Origin of the sequence: Paenibacillus sp. FSL R5-0341 (assembly GCF_037975235.1) — a bacterium.
Classification (GTDB): domain Bacteria; phylum Bacillota; class Bacilli; order Paenibacillales; family Paenibacillaceae; genus Paenibacillus; species Paenibacillus amylolyticus_A.
Genome location: NZ_CP150241.1, coordinates 6,506,063 through 6,524,746 on the forward strand (window position 1 = coordinate 6,506,063; position 18,684 = coordinate 6,524,746).

Below are 18,684 nucleotides of genomic sequence, written 5' to 3' on the forward strand. Positions count from 1 at the left end.
CATCGTATAATAGTTGAATACAAAGCCACTCCAAAAAAAATGGAGTGGCTTCTTTATTTCTTCAGGGCCTACCTTCAATTTCACATGTACATTCCTCGTACGATGTCAAAGTTGTGTGCTATAAGATTTATTCGGGTATATAAGGAAGATCCAATGTCTTCGGAACGTTGATGACATGTTTTTCTGTATACGTGCGGATACCTTCCGCGCCATATTCACGGCCAATACCAGATTGCTTGAAGCCACCGAAAGGAAAGCGAACATCGAGGCCCTGCACAGCAGCTGTATTGATCATGGTCGTTCCAGCTTCGAGTTGACGTGCGACGGAGATGGCATCCTCTTCTTTGCCCCACACAGAACTCGTCAATCCATATATGCTTTCATTGTGTAGATGAATAACCTGCTCTTCATCATCAAATGGCAGAATCGGAACCGTAGGACCAAACTGTTCCTCCACCACAATTGGATCATGAACATCGCAACCCAAAACAAGCGTAGGTTGTAAGTAGTAACCCTGGTCAAACAGCTTCTGATCCAAAATTTGCCCAAGAGGGATGACCTTAGCCCCGCGCTTTTGCGCATCTTCAACCAAACCAAGCACGTAATTCTTCTGCTTTAGGTTATTAACCGGGCCTACCGTCGTATTTGAATCAAAGGGATCACCAATTCGAATCCAGCGATTTGCCGCCTCTATATATTTTTCCACAAACGCATCATAGATAGAACGGTGTACATACACACGTTTGGCGATCATACAGATCTGTCCTGCAGTCAAGAAATTAGAAATGACAATCCGGCGCATTGCTCGCTCATCATGAACATCAAAACTTTCCAAGAAGATAGCCGCATCATTACCACCAAGCTCAAGCGTCATATCCTTAATCGTTTCCGAAGCTGCTTTGATAATATGCTTAGCGGTCGCGGTGCCACCTGTGAAGGTGATCTTTGTGACATGAGGATTCGTAGTCAGTTCAACGCCCACATCCGCATCACCATGGACGACATTGATTACACCAGCCGGGAACTCACTCGCAATAATCTCTGCCACCTTGGCTGCCGCCAGTGGCGCGTATGGGCTTGGTTTGAGCACAATCGTGTTGCCCGCAAGTAAGGCAGGAGCAATCTTAATGGTAGATAAAGCAATGGGATAGTTCCATGGACTAATCGCTGCCACCACACCAATGGGATCATAGGAAAGAATCGTTTTACCATTCTCATGCTCTTTAATCTCTTCCTGTAGAGCCGATGTAACTTCATTACAAGCAAACTCCATCCACATTAACGAAACATAAATTTCACCGTGTGCATCATACAGGGGCTTGCCATGCTCTCTAGACAGCAAATGTACAATTTCATTCTCAGCTGCTCTAATCTTCTCGATCGCCTTACGCATCATCATAATGCGTTCATCAATGGAGGTCTGTTTCCATGTTTTAAAAGCTCCTGCCGCCGCTTCAATGGCTTCAACAGCTTGTTCTTTCGTAGTGACAGGGAAATAGCCTACGATCTCAGTTGGGTTTGTCGGATTCTCTTTTGCTACCTGCGAAAGGGATTTTACATTCTGACCATTAATGAACGCTTCAACTGTAATTGTCTCTTGGTCTGCTTGGATCGTCATTTTGAATCCCCTCCGTTATTTAGATAGATTAATTCCAAACTTCTTCTGCAATTTCCTTCACATAACGAAGTTTACGCCATTGTTGTTCTTCCGTTAAAATATTGCCTTCTTCTGTAGACGAAAAGCCACATTGTGGGCTCAGACAAAGTTGCTCAAGTGGAACATAGGTTGCCGCCTCTGCAATCCGAGCTTTAATCTGTTCTTTATCCTCTAACTCGCCTGTTTTGGATGTAAGTAAACCCAGCACGATTTTCAAATCTTTTCGATTCACATATTGTAATGGCTCGAAACCACCTGAGCGCTCATCATCAAATTCCAGGAATAATCCATCTACGTTTAAACCTCCAAAAATCACTTCAGAAGCGTACTCGTAACCACCTGTTGAGAAATAGTTCGATTTATAGTTACCGCGACATATATGCATCGTCACAACTAAATCTACTGGTTTATGAGACAAGGATTCATTAATCATGCGCTGCATCGTTTTTAACTCTTCTGCCGGTTCCAGACCTTTGGCACGCAGCTTATCGTGACCAGCGTCTGAGAATAGGTCTGCCCAAGCGGTATCATCTAATTGCAGGTATCGACATCCCGCATCATAAAAAGCTTGAATGGCTTTTTGATACGCCGCAATCGTATCCTGAAGGAATTGCTCTCGGTCCGTATAGATATTGGCGCCATTTTCCAATCGATATAAAAGCATGTTGGGACTTGGAATGGTCTGTTTCGCGACTGCATCACCTGCATGCTTTTTCAAAAACTCAAAATCCTGAACAAAGGGATGACTCGAGAAATCGACTTTACCAATAACGCGAATTCCGCCCTTGCGCGTTTGCATATTGTGGAATTTCGGTCCGTCTATTTGCTCATATAGCTCTACGCCATCCAAGCCACCCAGAAAATCAAAATGCCACCAGCTTCTGCGGAATTCACCATCCGTAACTGCCAATACGCCATTTTCCTTTTGCTTTTCAATAATTCGAATGATCTCTTTATCTTCCACAGCTCTTAATTCCTTATATGTGATGTTGCCTGATTTATATTGTTCACGTGCCTGACTTAAATCTGCAGGACGTAGAAAGCTACCTACATGATCATTACGAAATGGTATCATAGTTATTTCTCCCTCTAACATTTTTAGTTCATTGAGTATAGCATGATTGGAAAGATAGCATGATATATCAAAAATGCATGACTAGTCATAGCTTTTAACAATAGCTAACAGACTTTAAGAAGCAAAAATCCACAACCTTATATGGTAGTGGATTTAGGGTGGAGCGAAGTTTAGCGGTCATAATGATAACTTCATTATGTTGATGCTCATCCTCGGATCTCTCAAAGTATTTTATATCATAAATATTACTACTATTTATGGTACGGTTCATTCCGATTTATCTTCACTGCGCGATAAATCTGTTCTACCAACACCAGCCGCATAAGCTGATGCGGCAGGGTCATGCGCCCGAAGCTCAAGCGTTGCTTCGCGCGGCGCAACACCTCATCGGAGAGCCCGTGGCTCCCTCCGATGACAAACACGACATGGCTCGTCCCATATGTGCCGAGCTTGTCGATCTCCATGGCCAGCTCTTCCGAACTCCAGAGCTGGCCATCCAATGCGAGCGCGACCACGTGCGCCTCGCTCTTCACATGCGCAAGGATGCGTTCGCCCTCGCGCTCTTTCACCGCCCGAACCTCAGCTTCGCTCAGGGTATCGGGCGCCTTTTCGTCTGCGACCTCGATCATCTGAAATTTGATGTACGGGGCGAGCCGCTTGGCATATTCCTGAATGCCCAGCGTGAGATATTTTTCCTTCAATTTGCCTACGCCAATAATCTGAATAAACATGAAAATCCATTCCTCCTAAATTGTCTTGCGAGATATTCTATAAGTAAGATGCTTCAGCGCATCGTTCGTTCCAACCGTAGTACACCTACACTACACATTTCTCCAAATTCTAACGAATTCCACACACCTTATTCAGCCTCATTTCGGCTCCTTTAAAATCTAACGAATCTGAAACACGCTATCCCACTAAAACCGAGTCTTCCCCACCTCTTTCGAGACCATTTCAGCAATATAACGTGTCTACGATTCGTTAGATTTCAACCAGGCGGTATTTGCCACGAATAAGGTCTGTCAGGTTCTTTAGAGTTACTCCACCCAACCCAGCCACGCCACCGTCCCTACCGACAACGCCGTTACCCGAATTCTACTTTCCCCCAAGCCCGAGCTTCCATTTCTATTACCTACACACCTTGCACGTCTGCTACAACCTGGCTCATCCCAACTCAGAACTCGGCTCGGCGCCTACCTAGCTTAATCTTCTCCTACTGTCCTACTCCACCGTCCGCCCCTAAAACCCCCGCCCAGCTCCACGCTGCCTAACAACCACTACCAATTCCCTGCACAAACACAAAAAGAGCGCTCATCACGCTCTCCTTGGCTTCTTGCTGTGATGTTCATACCGGATGGAAAGTCAGCCTGAAGCGCCACTTATAGTCACGCCTCCGGCCATCTAAGTCCTACAGTACGCTAAACGACGAGGAATTCCGCGTGCTGTTCGCACTCAGCGCACTTCGCAGGCGGGTCCCAATCGGCAAATTCCGTCTCCTTCAGATCAACGATATCTGGAGCGTCCTCATACTCATCGACAAACATGTCGATGGCAATGTCCACGTGTTCTTTGCATACAACGTACATCCGTTATGCATCCTTTCTGTAACCAGCTATGTTCCCGATTCACAACCGCGTATCCCATTACAGGATAGCCACTTCTCAGTTCTATCACACCTGCCACTGAAAAGAAACCCCTAGCCCTAATTTATCGTACCCAACATCCACCAAACCTCTGCATACGCCGTAAAAGAACACAAAAAGCATCCTTCCCGATACCTTTACGGTACTACGAAAAGAATGCTCCTGTAACATAAACAATCACTTCACATAGCGAATGAATCTTGCTCCGGCGCCTGAATTACGAAAACAGAGTTACTTATTCCCCTGTTCCATTCCATGAATTGTCTGTAATCCAAACTCTTTACTTCAATCCCGACTGCGCCTTCGTCAACAGCTTCCCGCCTTGAAAAGCAATAACCGCATTGGCACCATTGCCGGCTGTGCCTTTATAGTTGTAAACCACCATATTCTCCGCTTCACTCAGCGCTTCACCTTCGCCGCCAAGGATCTCGATGACATCTCCGACCGACATGCCAACCTCAAGCTTCTCATACTGGGCAAACGTAATCAGGACCCCATCGCCTTTCCCGGCCGATCCGTTGTTTCCCGATGCTACAGGCGTTTGACCACCTGTCTCACCTACCGCAATCACATTTGTACTCAGCTCACTCAACTTAGCCTCAAGCTCTGCGATCTTTTGTTCCTGCTCACTGCTCTTGGCTCCCTGCTCCACCAGTTTCTTCTCAAGTCCAGCAATCTTCTCTTGCAGAGCACTTGTATCCACAGCAGCTCCTGTTGTAGCTACCTCAGATCCACAGGCAGACAGCATAAACAGGGACAGCGCCAAGCTCGTTCCCCCCAGCATCTTTTTCCTCAATCGTTTCATTATTAATACCCCTTCCATTCTGAAATAAAATCAGATCGACAAACAGATGTTATTTGCATCAGCGACCGTCTCCAACATATTGACAACAGTTTACCACAGCCCGAGTCTGATGTATCTGCTCCTTTGGCTCCGGGTCTAACTGATCATAGGAACATAAAAATGGTTAATCCACTCATTTAATGTCGAACGAACTAGTCCACCCCTAGCATAATACTGAACCAACAACTAAAAAAGAGTGGTCAGTTGATCTGATCACTCTTCTAGCATTGCCCTATTACAATCCAAACAACAGCATAAGCTCCGTTCGAAACTTCCCTTACTCTGGTTTATCCGTCAACTTCACCGAGACCTTCTCAGCTTTGCCATCCCGGTAGAAGGTCACTTCAATGGTATCCCCAATCTTCTTCTGATCGTACAGATACTTCCGCAGATCCAGCGTGGAGGTAATTTTTTGCCCGTCAAACTCCGTAATAACATCATTCAGTTTCATTCCTGCTTCAGATGCCGGCCCCGATGCTTCCAGCACAACCACGCCACTATCCACGTGAGATGGCAGCTTCAGATCTTTGCGCTGCTCGTCATCCAATGGTGCATAAGGGTTGCTCAGATCCACCGTGTACACGCCCAGGTATGGACGAGATACTTTGCCGTTCAGTAGCAGAGAATCGACTGTTCTCATCACTTCATTCATCGGAATCGCGAAGCCGAGACCTTCAACGCCCGTATCCGAGATCTTCATCGTGTTAATGCCGACCACTTTGCCGTTCAAGTCGACCAAAGCACCGCCGCTATTACCTTCATTAATCGCCGCATCCGTCTGGATCACATTTTGCTCCCAGTCGTACACCCCGTCCTGATTAATCGATACAGGCAGAATACGATCCGTGTAACTGACAATACCGGATGTCAGCGTACCGCCCAGACCGAGCGGATTCCCGATCGCCAGCACCGTTTGACCGCGCTGAAGTTTGCTGGAATCGCCGATCTCCGCCACTGCACCCAGCCCTTTATCTTCTGCGGACAATACAGCAATGTCACTCACACGGTCTTTTCCAACCAGCTTCGCTTTATGTGTCTCCCCATCTACGGTCACAATCTCCAGATCACTCGCACCCTCCACGACGTGGTGGTTGGTCATGATGTAGGCCTTGCCATCTTCCTTCTTGAAAATGACCCCTGAGCCCAGCGCGGAATCTTCCATCGACAGACTGCTACCCGTTTTATGGTTCACAATGCTCACCACCGAAGGACGAACATGGGCCGCCGCCTGAATAATCCGGTCGTATGGATCAGCTGCCTGTGCTGTCGGTGCGCCGCCTCCACCACCGTTGCCTGTAGCATTCGCCAGTGGTAACGATGCAGGCTGTGTAATGAAGCTAAACAGCGTGACGGTCACGATGGAACTGATCACCGAGCTGATCACAGCTACTTTCACTGTGGAACTGATTCCCGTACGCGATCTGCGTGGATTGCTCCAGCGGTCACGTCCACGTGCCCGGCCTCCAGGGCGGATGATCTGAAGTTTGCCTTTCTGTTCAGGTTCGGCGCGTCTTGATACTTTGGTTGAATAAAAATCGTCTCCAAACAATCCCATCGTGATCCTCTCCCCTTCGTTGTCACGCATCAAGACCCTGACTGCCGCCTAAGTTGTCGCATGGTTCAACGATGGAGTTCTCACTTACACCACTCCGCCAACAGACGAACCTTCCGATCGCTGTTACTCACAAATTTTTTTGATCCCCTCTTCCAAGGTGAAAATTTGTTCCTAAAGGCGAACACTTTGTTTCTTCAGGTTTCTTCTGTCGTCTTCGTTACGTGAAGACTCCAACGGTTTCCCATGCTTTTTTGCATTTTTATAAAATGGTCTTGCATATCGCCGTATCCCGGCATCAAATCAAGATACAGCGTCTATGTACAACAGAACGGACACGCCATTCTGTCAGTGACTCTATCAATCATGCTCTCGCATTCTATGACATGCCATTTCACACGCAAAACAGCCAAAATCACAATGCTCCTCATATACTAAACACGCCAAATCCCAAAAAGTTGCATAATTACGAAAATTAACGCACATTTCTGCTATAACGCGCTTAACAATAAAGGTCCATAGTATCTATCACCACAAAATCCGGTTCGCTAAGCGCCGTTTTGGCCATTTTGAAGAACTTTTTTACCCCCGCATGGTCACAGGTTCAGCATACATGCCTTATCAGAGAAATGTTAGCGGCAAAAAGAGGAATGTTTTCCACCCAGCCTGACTACAATAATAGTAAAAGACAATTCAAAGCTTCATAGAGGAGGATATAACATGGATCGCACGCATACACTCACAGCCATGGATGAAGTTCATATGGCGGCCAAGCTGGCCGATCTCAAGGATGAACATTATCGAAATACCCTTGCACTTAGTACCATCATTGAACTGCTTATCGATAAAGGCATCCTGACCCGTGAGGAAGTCGAGCGCAAAGCCGCCGAACTGGACAGCTTTATGGCTCACCCACCCTATCCCATGGTGTAGGACGGTCGTAATACGTATCACAGAGTTTGAACTCATGATCCCGATAAAAACATCCACGGCTCTCCATCGCGTCGCGCACGGTCATTTTCGCCAAGTCCATCATATTATGATCCCGGCTAAGATGTGCCAGATACGTGCGCTTGATGCGTCCGTTCATCAGTTCACTAAGTGCTGCCCCTGCCGCTTCGTTCGACAAATGCCCAATGTCGCTCAAAATCCGGCGCTTGGTGTTCCACGGATAACGTCCCATACGCAGCAATTCGACATCATGATTCGCCTCCAGCACCAGCACATCAGAATCGGAAATCGCATCGCGAACCTTGTCGCTCATGTACCCGAGATCCGTTGCAACGGACAGCTTCTCCGTACCATCATCGAATGTGTACCCTACCGGCTCAGCCGCATCATGCGAGATCCCGAAGGATTCCACGCGCAGTGACCCAAAATCATGCTGTTCACCCGTCTCAAATACCCTCCGGTTTTCCTCTGGAATTGCCCCAACCGACTTCTCCAGTGCTGCCCACGTATTCAAATTCGCATAGATTGGTAAATTATATTTCCGAGACATCGCGCCTAGTCCTTTAATGTGATCAGAATGTTCATGTGTAACCAGAATCCCGTCCAGTTCTGCCCCAGAAATCTCCCTTTCCTGAAACAGTGCGTCCAATCGCTTCGCACTAAGACCCGCATCAATCATGAGAGAGGTGCCCCCATGTTGTATGACCGTCGCATTCCCTGTCGAACCGCTGGATAACACGGTAAAATATATCCCCATAACGCATTACTCCCCTGGTTTGTCTGTCTTGGGACTGAATACATCCCCACTGATGCCCTGCACGTACAACACTTCGCCACTTTCCAGCACGAACCGCCATGCCGGCATCGCTACCTGTATATCTGAATTGAACAACTGGCCGTAATAGCCCAGCTGAATATCTTTGACAATTGCATCATTTGGCAAAAAGTTCTCGATCAGCGTTCCCAGCGCCTTCGACGCCGGAAGCACCTGCTGATCGCTCTCCTCTGCGGTCGTAATCCGCACCGGAGTCTGACGGTAACCCGTTATTTTCTGGTCGCTGTAGAATAGCTCCAGACTCACATTAAAGAGCGGCCATTTGCCATCCACCAGTGGGTGAAGCACAAAAGCCCCATCCTCGGCCATCAGCTGATCCAGTCGATATGTCCCGATCTGTGGAATCTCACGCTGTAATGCATCCTCCAGCTCACTCTGCGAGAAGATCAACTTGCTATCTACAGGCTGTTCCAGTTCCATATCCACGCCAGCCTTGTCCTCTTCAATGAACTCATAGGACAACTTCGGCAACTTCGGCGTTTCATTCGGAATCGGAGCCAGCACCTGAATGCCCTTCTCTTCCATCGCCTGCTGTGTATTATCTGCCAGTGAGGTGAAGTCCAGATTGGCTCCGGCCGTCTCCCGCGCATCCATCCAGATCTGGTATCCCAGCACCAAATTGAGCAGCAGAAAGGCATAGATCAACACATTTTTCGCCCGTCCCCAATCCAAAACTTTCACCTCCCTCAGTTAACTGGCTGAAATACTTTCAATAACTATTAGAAAATTGATCTCTATCCATGTTAGCCTGCTCGCTAACGAACTCCACAAGCCTTATTTGCTCCATTTTCCGCAAGTTTATAATCTAACGAATCTGAGAGAAGTTATTTCTAGCATTTGTAGGCATTCCATCGATTTTCACTCGTTTTCTGCAGGAATAACGTCGCTGAGGTTCGTTAGATTTTGCATTTAAGGCTAATTCGGCATTTAAGGCGTGTCAGATTCGTTAGCCGTTAGCCCTCTGCCAAAGTTAAACTATCAACACTTTTTGGGCAGTTCACATCTATCAATCGAAAGGTTATTCTGCACTCGTAGTGATAAAGTACAGCTACTCTTCAGTTTAATGACTACAACCTATCAAGATACGGTGGTTTCCTCCCCGTTTCCGAATCGGATTACCCATACCGGGATCAGCTTCAGTCCGTCCTCAATCGAAGAAGGACGATAAGCCGGGTAGACGTCCACAACCTGGCGATTCTCACCTGCCACCTTTTTAATCAGAGCCTTCAGCTTGTCTCCGCCAGGTAGTTTGACCGATTTCTTCGCCTCTGCGCCTTCGTTCAGGTATTCCAGCGATCGTTCATAGCTGGATACCGTCTCCTGCTGCATCTCCATACTGATCGTGCCAAAGCGGAACTGCATGGAATCCATAATCGGATAGCTGCCGTAATACTGCTGGAATTCAAGCTGCGTCTTGTTGTCCGTGGTCCCCAGCATCATGCGCGACCGGCCTTTCCAGCCGCCATGCTGGTTCACAAAATCAACCGCAGACAGCGCATCCTTCGCGGGGTCAATCTGCCCCGCAGGCGGTGCCGCCGGATCGGTGTAGCTGATCCAGCGTTGTTCCTGTTTTACCTGTAAGCTACGTTTACTGTCCGTGTAGATCTCCGACCCGTCTTTTTCCCGAATATTCCGGGTCATGCTTGGATCAAAGAACAGGCTGCGTTGCATCTGCTCAACAGTGAACTGCCCTGTCGGCACATCGGCCTCAATCGTCTCCAGAGCTTCCGCCGGGATATAATACCCGCCATCCATCAACGTATATGGCGTCCAGTTTGTACCGAAGTCGACATGCTGCTGCACGTCCTGTACCGTTAAGTCCGCCTGGGTTGCTTCGTATACCACGTCTCCCTTGGCGCTGAAGAACAGCGCATGGGCCTTCGTCTCATTTTTGGCTGTATAGATCGAGATTCGGTTAATCGTCTCCCCTTGGAATAAGGAATCCGTCCCGAGCCTCATCACCCGCTGTAGCAACGCTACCGGAATACCTTCCTTGAAGGATAGCTCAAATCCAGGGTTCTCCTTGCGAATCTGATCCCAGTTCACCGATTGCACACTGCGGCGCTGAAAATCATCGAACGCCCGCCCCTGTAACCGTGAATAGATCAACTGATAGAACGTATTGCCGGGGTAAAACACCGTATGTTTATCCTCGCCCAGATGAATAATCATCTGATCGGGGAAGATTAATTCTTCAATATTACGTTCCTGACCCATATTTTCCGTCTTCACATAATTCGTCTCTGACGTCACAATAGAATCCCCGCCTCCGGGCAAACGGTAGATCAGGAAATAACTCTGCACTAGACTAGCTACGACAAGGGTAGCGAGCACCAGGGATTTAATCCGTTCCTTCACGGTGCTCACCCCCTTCCTCGCGCATCGGCAGTGTGAATGTTACTGTCGTGCCCACGTCCACCTCAGACTCCAGCGAGATGCTCCCATCATGCGCCTTCACAATTTCCCGGGCAATGGAGAGTCCCAGCCCTGTGCCTCCCATACTGCGGGAACGAGCCTTGTCCACCCGATAAAACCGCTCAAAAATACGATCCAGATCGCGCTGTGGAATACCCATTCCGGTATCCGATACCGAGATGGCAAGTGCATGCTCATCACTGCGTCTAGCGGCAATTGTAATCGTGCCACCTTCCAATGTATATTTCAGCGCATTGGATACGACATTATCCAGCACCTGATCAATCTGGTCACGATCCAGCGGAACAGCCGGAATATCATTCTCCACAGACAGCACAGGTTGAATATCCTTCTGATGCATCTGGAACGAGAATCGATCCGTCACTTCCTCCAGCATTTCCAGAATGTCGGTTGGCTGCTTGCGCAGTAAAGCTTCCTTGGAATCCAGCCGAGATAGATGCAGCAGATCGGTAACCAGCCTAATCATTCGCTCCGTCTCGTTCTGAATAACACCAACGAAACGACCAGCAAGCTGTGGATCTTCCAATGCACCGTCATCCAGCGCTTCCGCGTAACTCTTGATCGTGGTCAGAGGTGTCCGCAGCTCATGGGATACATTGGCCACGAATTCACGACGGGATGCCTCAAGCTCTTCCTGCTCGGTAACATCCTGAAGAACGGCAATGGTTCCCGTGATACCCAGCTCACGACGATGAACCGGTGTAAACGTCATGCGAATGACCACAGGCTCTTCTTGTCCCGCAGGTGCAATCTGCAACAGCGTTGAACCTGTAAAACCACTAGCGAGAGCTTCTGCATCCTCCGGATCAATGCCGAGTAATATGGCAAAATGCCTTCCTTCAATATCCGCAGGACGCATGCCCAGAATGCTGCTGGCGCGGCGGTTCACCAGAATGACTTTACCGTACTCGTCCGTGGCTACCACACCATCACTCATATTGGTCAGAATGGAGGTCAACTTCTCCTTCTCCTCTTCATTCTGCGAGAGTGCATCTCGAAGCCTGCTGGTCATATAGTTAAAAGCCCGACTGAGCTGACCAATCTCATCCGTGCCGAATACAGGTGTCTGCTGATCAAAGTTACCTTCGGCGACCGCTGTCGCTCTCCGCGTCACTTCCTTAATCGGCTGCGTGATCGTATGAGACAGGATCACGCCAAGCACCGCCGTTAACACCAAGGCAATCAAAATGCCGGAGATAAAGATTTTGTTGATTCCCTCCATCGTGGAATACAACTCGTTCATGGATGCCGCGATGTAGACCGCGCCAATGATCTTGCCGCCGGACAGCACCGGCTTGGCGACGACCTTTTTGCGAACATTATCCTCGTCCACGATATATTCCTCATTGTCCCGAATGCCTTGTAGCGCACGGCTGACAACGGTCTGGGTGTTTTTGCGCCCGACATAATCCGAATGTGAACTTAGCGAGGTCGTGAGTACCTTGCCGCTGGCATCCAACACCTGAATCTCGGCACCGTTAATGTTGAACAGATTGTTCACCAGCACACGCAGATTTTCCGTTTTGTCCTCGCCAGCCTCTGCTTCTCCACCCGCCATCGTCTCCCCCACGAGAACCGATAGCATCTCCGCACGGGCCTGCAGATCTTCCGTAAAATTGCTCGTCAGTGAGTTCTTCATCGCGCTCACAAAATAAACCCCGATCAATTGCATCGCAATCAGAATCAGCAGTACATAGATAATAATCAATTTCGCCTGAATCGTTCGGAAGAACGAGAATCGCGCGAATCGGCCCATTATATCCCCACGCTTTTGGCACTGCGCACGAGATAACCGAGCCCGCGGCGAGTCAGAATCGTTTCCGGTTTGCTCGGATTCTCCTCAATCTTCTCACGCAGACGACGGATCGTGACATCCACGGTACGTACATCGCCGAAATATTCATATCCCCATACTGCTTGCAGCAGATGTTCCCGTGTCATCACCTTGCCGGAATGCTTCGCCATATAATAGAGAAGTTCATATTCACGGTGGGTCAGATCGAGTGGTTCTCCGCCTTTGTAAGCCGTATACATATCCATATCAAAAGCAAGATCAAACAGCCGCATGACCTGCTTCTCTTCGTCTTCGTGCGCTTCTGCCGTAATGGCAAGCTTTTGCCGTCTGCGCATCTGTGCCTTCACCCGTGCAAGCAGCTCACGCGTACTGAATGGCTTCGTCACGTAATCATCCGCACCCAATTCGAGCCCGAGCACCTTGTCGATCTCGCCATCCTTGGCGGTAAGCATGATGATCGGCATCTCCAGATGAGCGCGCACCTCACGACATACATCCATACCGTCCTTGCCCGGGAGCATCAGATCCAGCAGCATCAGATCCGGTTTCTCGGATAGTGCCAGTTCAACCGCACGAATGCCATCGAATGCACAGATGACCTCGTACCCCTCTTTTTCCAAATTAAACTTCAGAATGTCCGCGATGGGCTGTTCATCGTCCACCACCAAAATCTTCCCCTGCATCGGCTAAGTTCACCCCTATATCCTGCTTAATCCGCGTTAGCGTCTATATCTCTCTTCTATGTTTAGCTTGTACGAAGCCTGCTTGAGTTGTTTCTCTAATATAAGTTGAACTAAAGAATATTTACACTCACACTACGATGACAGAACAACCTTCCAATCGCTGTTACCCCCAGATTTTTTCGATTCCCTTTTCTCAAGGGAAAATCCGGGGATAAAGGCGAACGCTTCGCTTTTTCAGGTTTTTTCTGTCCTCTCCGTTATCGTGAAAATAATTAGTTCAACTTATATAGCTCGTTGTTTATATTCTCTAGTTTAACATACCTGAAGCACCGTCACATCCCGATCCGAGGGTTGGAAGGTCTTTCATCTGAAAATATTTTACAGCAGCAAAAAACAAGGCCAGCATTATAGCCAACCTTGCTCTCAATTTAGCTTATATTAGTTCAAATACGTCATCGGATTCTCCGCTGTGCCGTTCTTCAGGATCTCGAAGTGTAGATGGGTTCCAGTCGAGCGTCCGGTGTTACCCATAACGCCGATGCTCTCCCCTTTTTCAACCACTTGTCCAACCTTCACACCGATGCTGTTCAGATGACCATACAATGTTTCATATCCATTACGATGGTTAATAATGATGACATTACCATAGCCACTCTTCTGTCCTGCAAAAGTAACCACGCCTTCGTCGGATGATTTCACATCCCGGTTACCTACCAGATCGACCCCTTTATGTTGACGACCCCAACGCTGTCCAAAGCTGCTGCTCATCGTTGCATTCGATACCGGCCAAGCAAATTCACCTGAGCCCTCACCAACGACTTTTGTTCCGCTAAGAACCACTTCGGTTACGGCGACTTTAATCACTTCCTGGCCAAGCCACTCTTCCTGAACCACTTCGCCATTTTCTTTCGTTATACGATACTGCATATTTTTCAGACCACTTTGACCTGGACGCACGACTTTGGTTGTGCCTGCTTTCAACTCAGCACTTTTGCGTACTTCCACTTGCGGTTTAATCTCAATCTGCTCAACCACCTGCTCGACCGATTTAACGGTTACTGCTGGTTTAGGCACGGTCAAGGTCAGTTCGTCTCCAATTTGAAGCGATGTTTCCTTGATGCCCGGATTATGCTGGCGAATCTCACTTTGTGTAATTTCATACTTGGAAGCGATCGAAGAGATCGTATCTCCTTCACGAACCACATAAGTTACAGGCGCGTCTTTACCAACGGTTAATGCTTTAACCGCCTCGGACACATCCCATATTTTGTTTGGATCAGCCTTCACCACATCCGTCGCTACATCTTCCTTGATACCTACCGACTTCAATGTTGTACTCGGTCCCTCTTCTTTCTTCGAGGAATTAGCCGATACCGACTTCGTCTTAAGTGAACTGCGCACTGCCGATGCCGATATGTACTTGTTCTGCACTTGTTCCAGGATCGCATCAGCTGTCGCCTGATCCTTCACAATGCCAATGACTTCACCGTCTACCTTGAGCTCCACACCTTTGGCGTAAGCTGTCAGCATGTCACCCAGTTTATCCAGCGTTTCGTCACTGTTCACTTCAGGTTTGTACGCTTTTACCGTTTCGGTTGTGATGCCATCCGTGTTCAGCACCATCTCTGCATCCGGATATTTATTTTGATATTCCTCAGTTTTGTCTGTAAACAGTTGTTGTAGTTGTGCTTCATCCGCAATGGTACCAATCTCGCTACCTTTAACCATGACTTTATAGTACGGGACGGTATTTGCAGTAACATATTGTTTGCCTGCGAATCCGATCGATGCCGCGATGAATACACCGCATGCTGCTGTAATGATCCATTTGCGCGAGGCCAGAACGCGCTTCCTATTCACACTGAAGGTGGACATGCTCATGTTGTTTTTGTCTTCGGCCGTCCGGTGTTCCCCGGATTGTTCGTGTACCCGGTCTTTGCCCGGTTGGCGTATGCCTCTGAAACCTTTCATGATTCTCTCCTTTTCAGCACTTCTCAGTTCGCATTTCTGTCAAGACATCACCCATCGTGTCTGTCCCATGCTAGTTGAATAATATATTTGGGTGTCCGCAAAATCAGGACTTTAGCTGCGCTCGTAAAAGTGTCAAAATTTTAACCTTTTATCACACCCGTATACTTTAACACAGGTTTTACACTCATTTCAACTCTACACATCACACCACAAAGCCGCGCCCCGCTTGGTTTTCCTGAATTATCCATAAGATAGCAAGGCTGGTCCATCCCCCATTATGCCTCAACATCCGCTGTACTATGTACTTTTACTCTTAATTTAAGACTAGGTTCTAAGACCCAGTGAAATATGCTTTCTTTTTCATAAAAATACAAATAAAATCCCCCATCAGATCAGCTCTGATAAGGGATTACGTAAACTATCTATTCATGATTTCTCTTAAACTCGATTTCATCTCATGACTCAATATAAATGAACTTTCACATTTCTATTCTTTAACTGCAAGAATGACAAAGCGCTTCTGCTGAATCAGGCGATACTCGTCTAGGAGCACGCCTGCTTTTCCTGCCTATCTTATTCTGTCTGCAAAACTTCCATTAGGTTGTCGTACTCTTCACTGGTCAGGTACTTCGAGATCACCTGTTCAATCTCGCGCAGTTCCTGTTCTGTTAGGCCGCCTTCCATGGCGCCTGAGATCTGCTGCATTTCTTTCTGCGGTAGCTTGTTCATGAGCAGGCTGAAGATTCTTTCTTTCTCCTCTACAGGCAGCCTATCCTTCGCTCCTGTGATATCATCCGGCGATACGACAATGGCATCATTGTCTGAAGGAGCACTACCGCTGGTCGCTCCGGTTCCGTTCCCCGAAGCTGAGCCACTCCCCTGTGCTGTTCCAGATTCATTACCCGTGCCGCTATCCGTCCCATTGCCTGCATTCACGCCTGAGTTCGAACCTGCGGTCGAATCTGTACCTGAGCCTTCTCCTGCTCCCTCGCCTGAGCTGGCCCCCTGGGACCCACTGTTGCCTTTATCTACGCCAGATTCACCGCCTTCCGACCCGTTTCCCATAACTGAAACAGCATCTTCCGGAACCTGCTCTTCGTCCGCTCCTGTCGGCTGATCTGTTGTGCCATTTCCTGATTTGTTCCCCTCACTGGTTTTACCACCCAATGCACCCTGGAACATGGCGGTTAACCCCATGGGCTGACCTTCCCACTGAATATTGAAACTCGCGAGTAGCGATTTCGCATATGACTGTACAATTAATCCGGTCGTGAGCAGTGTCAGTGAACTGACCAGCAACACCGTTAGCACGATTTTGACAAACCACACAAGCAACTTCATTCCGTTCTCTCCCTCCGATTATCCCACCCGTCTAGCATGCGCATGCTGGGGTCTGTGACTCTACTGTTAACCAGTATTGACGGAAATCTCGGGATTATATCCAAAAAACATACAAAAAAACCTCCAGTCATCGCTATAAAAGCAACAACTGGAGGCTTTACTGCCTGAGTCGGCAGAGTATCCTATTTTATAATTCAAGAAACAATCTATCTATTTCTTTGATTATTCGTAGATTGGCAGAACTTGATTCGTTTGCTCACGGTTACGACCAACGGAGAAGATGGCAATTGGAATGCCTGTCAGTTCGGAAACACGTTTTACATAATTCTGTGTGTTCACTGGCAGGTCTTCAAGTTTCTTAGCTCCAGTGATATCTTCGCTCCAGCCTGGCATCTCTTCGTATACCGCTTCACATTCTGCCAGCATTTTGAGGCTTGCCGGATAGTGTGTGATGACCTCGCCGCGGAATTTGTATCCGGTACAGATTTTCACCGTTTCCAGACCTGTCATTACGTCCAGAGAGTTAAGGGACAGACCTGTGATTCCGCTGACACGACGCGCGTGGCGAACAACAACACTATCGAACCAACCCACACGACGTGGACGTCCAGTTACCGTACCGTACTCATGTCCAGTCTCACGGATTTGGTCGCCGATTGCATCGTGCAATTCCGTAGGGAATGGGCCATCTCCTACACGAGTTGTGTAGGCTTTTGCTACCCCAATGACTTGCTGGATACGAGCCGGGCCTACGCCAGAACCGATACATACGCCGCCTGCGGACGGATTGGATGATGTAACAAATGGATAAGTTCCTTGATCAAGATCCAACATAACGCCTTGTGCGCCTTCAAACAGTACTTTTTTGTCCTCATCAATATATTCGTTTAGAACAACGGATGTATCACGTACGTAAGGACGCAGAATTTCAGCATATCCGAGGTAATCTTGCAGAATCTCTTCCACATCAACAGGCTGGCCGCCGTAGACTTGCTCGATGACGCGGTTCTTTTCTTTGACCAGATGACGCAGTTTCAGTTCAAAATCTTCAGCATCCAGCAGGTCAACCATCCGAATACCAATACGAGCTGATTTGTCCATGTAACATGGGCCAATTCCTTTGCCAGTCGTACCGATTTTGTTCGGGCCTTTGCTCTCTTCTTCGAGTGCATCCAATACCATGTGATATGGCAGGATGATATGTGCGCGCTCACTGATGGACAGGTTCTTCGTTGTGAAATCATTGTCATGAATATAGTTAATTTCTTCGATGAGTGCCTTCGGGTTGATAACCATACCGTTACCAATAACACACGCTTTATCCGTGTAGAAAATCCCTGAAGGAATCATCGTCAGTTTATATTTTTTGTTATCAATTAGAATTGTATGACCCGCATTGTTACCACCTTGATAACGAGCCACCACATCAGCGCTCTCCGCCAAATAATCCGTGATCTTACCTTTACCTTCGTCTCCCCATTGCGTTCCCACTACAACTACCGTTGACATAGTTAACATTCCTCCGTGGGTGCCTTGCGCACCTTTGTATTGGTCTGTCCGTCCTCTATCCCGGCAGGCATGTTACGCAATAAACCGACTGAGAAGCGTGCTAACGGACAGTAAAAATCTCCTTCCGTTACATTCAAGGGAAGGTTTGCGCTGCTTTAACGCAGCAGTATTAGTGTACCAGTACCCTTTTTCAAAGTCAAATCAAATGGCGAACAATTAGATATAGTACAACCGTAATGTTCGGGATTTACCCACTATTTCGACACAAAAAACCGGAGACTACAGTCCAAGCTTGCTTGACTGCTATCACCGGTTCAAGGATTCCCATTTCCATGCGAATCTATATCTGGTATTTATATCACATGTTTAAGTCCAGTTACGCTAATGGTTGA

Annotated in this window: 15 protein-coding genes; 1 reads left to right on the forward strand and 14 read right to left on the reverse strand. The window is 47.9% G+C overall.

The window, feature by feature from the left end:
- Positions 1-127: 127 nt before the first annotated feature.
- The 6 genes from MKX75_RS29055 to MKX75_RS29080 all read right to left on the reverse strand — a co-directional run bounded on the left by MKX75_RS29055 (position 128) and on the right by MKX75_RS29080 (position 6,774).
- Complete coding sequence (locus tag MKX75_RS29055; protein ID WP_339167863.1) at positions 128-1,618, reverse strand: aldehyde dehydrogenase family protein; 1,491 nt, start codon at positions 1,616-1,618, stop codon at positions 128-130.
- Positions 1,619-1,646: 28 nt separating this feature from the next.
- Positions 1,647-2,732 (reverse strand): 5-methyltetrahydropteroyltriglutamate--homocysteine S-methyltransferase, encoded by a 1,086-nt coding sequence (locus MKX75_RS29060; RefSeq protein WP_339167865.1) that lies wholly within the window; start codon positions 2,730-2,732, stop codon positions 1,647-1,649.
- A gap of 251 nt (positions 2,733-2,983) precedes the next feature.
- Entirely contained in the window at positions 2,984-3,463 is a 480-nt protein-coding gene (gene rlmH / locus MKX75_RS29065; protein ID WP_105406444.1) for a 23S rRNA (pseudouridine(1915)-N(3))-methyltransferase RlmH, read from the reverse strand.
- 687 nt (positions 3,464-4,150) lie between these two features.
- Positions 4,151-4,318, reverse strand: a complete 168-nt coding sequence (locus tag MKX75_RS29070; RefSeq protein WP_017691462.1) for a CxxH/CxxC protein — start codon at positions 4,316-4,318, stop codon at positions 4,151-4,153.
- A gap of 337 nt (positions 4,319-4,655) precedes the next feature.
- Complete coding sequence (locus MKX75_RS29075) at positions 4,656-5,180, reverse strand: hypothetical protein (RefSeq protein WP_339167870.1); 525 nt, start codon at positions 5,178-5,180, stop codon at positions 4,656-4,658.
- A 316-nt stretch (positions 5,181-5,496) separates the two neighbouring features.
- Positions 5,497-6,774 (reverse strand): trypsin-like peptidase domain-containing protein, encoded by a 1,278-nt coding sequence (locus MKX75_RS29080; RefSeq protein ID WP_145150809.1) that lies wholly within the window; start codon positions 6,772-6,774, stop codon positions 5,497-5,499.
- Between the two features lie 717 nt (positions 6,775-7,491).
- On the opposite strand from MKX75_RS29080, the gene MKX75_RS29085 reads away from it, so the two are divergent.
- Positions 7,492-7,704, forward strand: coding sequence for a hypothetical protein (locus MKX75_RS29085; RefSeq protein WP_339167872.1), 213 nt, complete (start codon positions 7,492-7,494; stop codon positions 7,702-7,704).
- Here the strand turns inward: MKX75_RS29085 and MKX75_RS29090 are convergent.
- The 8 genes from MKX75_RS29090 to MKX75_RS29125 all read right to left on the reverse strand — a co-directional run bounded on the left by MKX75_RS29090 (position 7,673) and on the right by MKX75_RS29125 (position 18,292).
- Positions 7,673-8,479 (reverse strand): MBL fold metallo-hydrolase, encoded by an 807-nt coding sequence (locus MKX75_RS29090; RefSeq protein ID WP_062836545.1) that lies wholly within the window; start codon positions 8,477-8,479, stop codon positions 7,673-7,675. The two genes, MKX75_RS29085 and MKX75_RS29090, sit on opposite strands and share 32 nt — an antisense overlap.
- Before the next feature lie 6 nt (positions 8,480-8,485).
- Positions 8,486-9,229 carry a two-component system regulatory protein YycI gene (gene yycI / locus MKX75_RS29095; RefSeq protein ID WP_017691456.1) on the reverse strand — a complete coding sequence of 248 codons (744 nt, stop codon included), beginning with the start codon at positions 9,227-9,229 and terminating at the stop codon, positions 8,486-8,488.
- A gap of 405 nt (positions 9,230-9,634) precedes the next feature.
- Complete coding sequence (gene yycH / locus MKX75_RS29100) at positions 9,635-10,915, reverse strand: two-component system activity regulator YycH (protein ID WP_076332207.1); 1,281 nt, start codon at positions 10,913-10,915, stop codon at positions 9,635-9,637.
- The gene (gene walK / locus MKX75_RS29105) at positions 10,899-12,749 is read right to left on the reverse strand and encodes a cell wall metabolism sensor histidine kinase WalK (protein ID WP_062836543.1); all 1,851 of its coding nucleotides are present in this window, start codon (positions 12,747-12,749) and stop codon (positions 10,899-10,901) included. Before walK ends, yycH begins: the two co-directional genes overlap by 17 nt.
- Entirely contained in the window at positions 12,749-13,471 is a 723-nt protein-coding gene (gene yycF / locus MKX75_RS29110) for a response regulator YycF (protein ID WP_017691453.1), read from the reverse strand. Before yycF ends, walK begins: the two co-directional genes overlap by 1 nt.
- 438 nt (positions 13,472-13,909) lie before the next feature.
- Positions 13,910-15,442 (reverse strand): peptidoglycan DD-metalloendopeptidase family protein, encoded by a 1,533-nt coding sequence (locus MKX75_RS29115; protein WP_339167875.1) that lies wholly within the window; start codon positions 15,440-15,442, stop codon positions 13,910-13,912.
- Between the two features lie 573 nt (positions 15,443-16,015).
- The gene (locus MKX75_RS29120) at positions 16,016-16,783 is read right to left on the reverse strand and encodes a hypothetical protein (RefSeq protein ID WP_339167878.1); all 768 of its coding nucleotides are present in this window, start codon (positions 16,781-16,783) and stop codon (positions 16,016-16,018) included.
- A gap of 222 nt (positions 16,784-17,005) precedes the next feature.
- Positions 17,006-18,292, reverse strand: a complete 1,287-nt coding sequence (locus tag MKX75_RS29125) for an adenylosuccinate synthase (protein WP_036671866.1) — start codon at positions 18,290-18,292, stop codon at positions 17,006-17,008.
- Positions 18,293-18,684 lie beyond the last annotated feature (392 nt).

Bases quoted from the DNA above. Each gene is read 5' to 3' on its own strand.
- MKX75_RS29080 (WP_145150809.1), bottom strand. From the start codon at position 6,774: ATGGGATTGTTTGGAGACGATTTTTATTCAACCAAAGTATCAAGACGC.
- MKX75_RS29085 (WP_339167872.1), top strand. From the start codon at position 7,492: ATGGATCGCACGCATACACTCACAGCCATGGATGAAGTTCATATGGCG.
- MKX75_RS29120 (WP_339167878.1), bottom strand. From the start codon at position 16,783: ATGAAGTTGCTTGTGTGGTTTGTCAAAATCGTGCTAACGGTGTTGCTG.
- rlmH (WP_105406444.1), bottom strand. From the start codon at position 3,463: ATGTTTATTCAGATTATTGGCGTAGGCAAATTGAAGGAAAAATATCTC.
- MKX75_RS29075 (WP_339167870.1), bottom strand. From the start codon at position 5,180: ATGAAACGATTGAGGAAAAAGATGCTGGGGGGAACGAGCTTGGCGCTG.
- MKX75_RS29070 (WP_017691462.1), bottom strand. From the start codon at position 4,318: ATGTACGTTGTATGCAAAGAACACGTGGACATTGCCATCGACATGTTT.
- MKX75_RS29125 (WP_036671866.1), bottom strand. From the start codon at position 18,292: ATGTCAACGGTAGTTGTAGTGGGAACGCAATGGGGAGACGAAGGTAAA.
- MKX75_RS29090 (WP_062836545.1), bottom strand. From the start codon at position 8,479: ATGGGGATATATTTTACCGTGTTATCCAGCGGTTCGACAGGGAATGCG.
- MKX75_RS29060 (WP_339167865.1), bottom strand. From the start codon at position 2,732: ATGATACCATTTCGTAATGATCATGTAGGTAGCTTTCTACGTCCTGCA.
- MKX75_RS29055 (WP_339167863.1), bottom strand. From the start codon at position 1,618: ATGACGATCCAAGCAGACCAAGAGACAATTACAGTTGAAGCGTTCATT.
- walK (WP_062836543.1), bottom strand. From the start codon at position 12,749: ATGGGCCGATTCGCGCGATTCTCGTTCTTCCGAACGATTCAGGCGAAA.
- MKX75_RS29115 (WP_339167875.1), bottom strand. From the start codon at position 15,442: ATGAAAGGTTTCAGAGGCATACGCCAACCGGGCAAAGACCGGGTACAC.
- yycF (WP_017691453.1), bottom strand. From the start codon at position 13,471: ATGCAGGGGAAGATTTTGGTGGTGGACGATGAACAGCCCATCGCGGAC.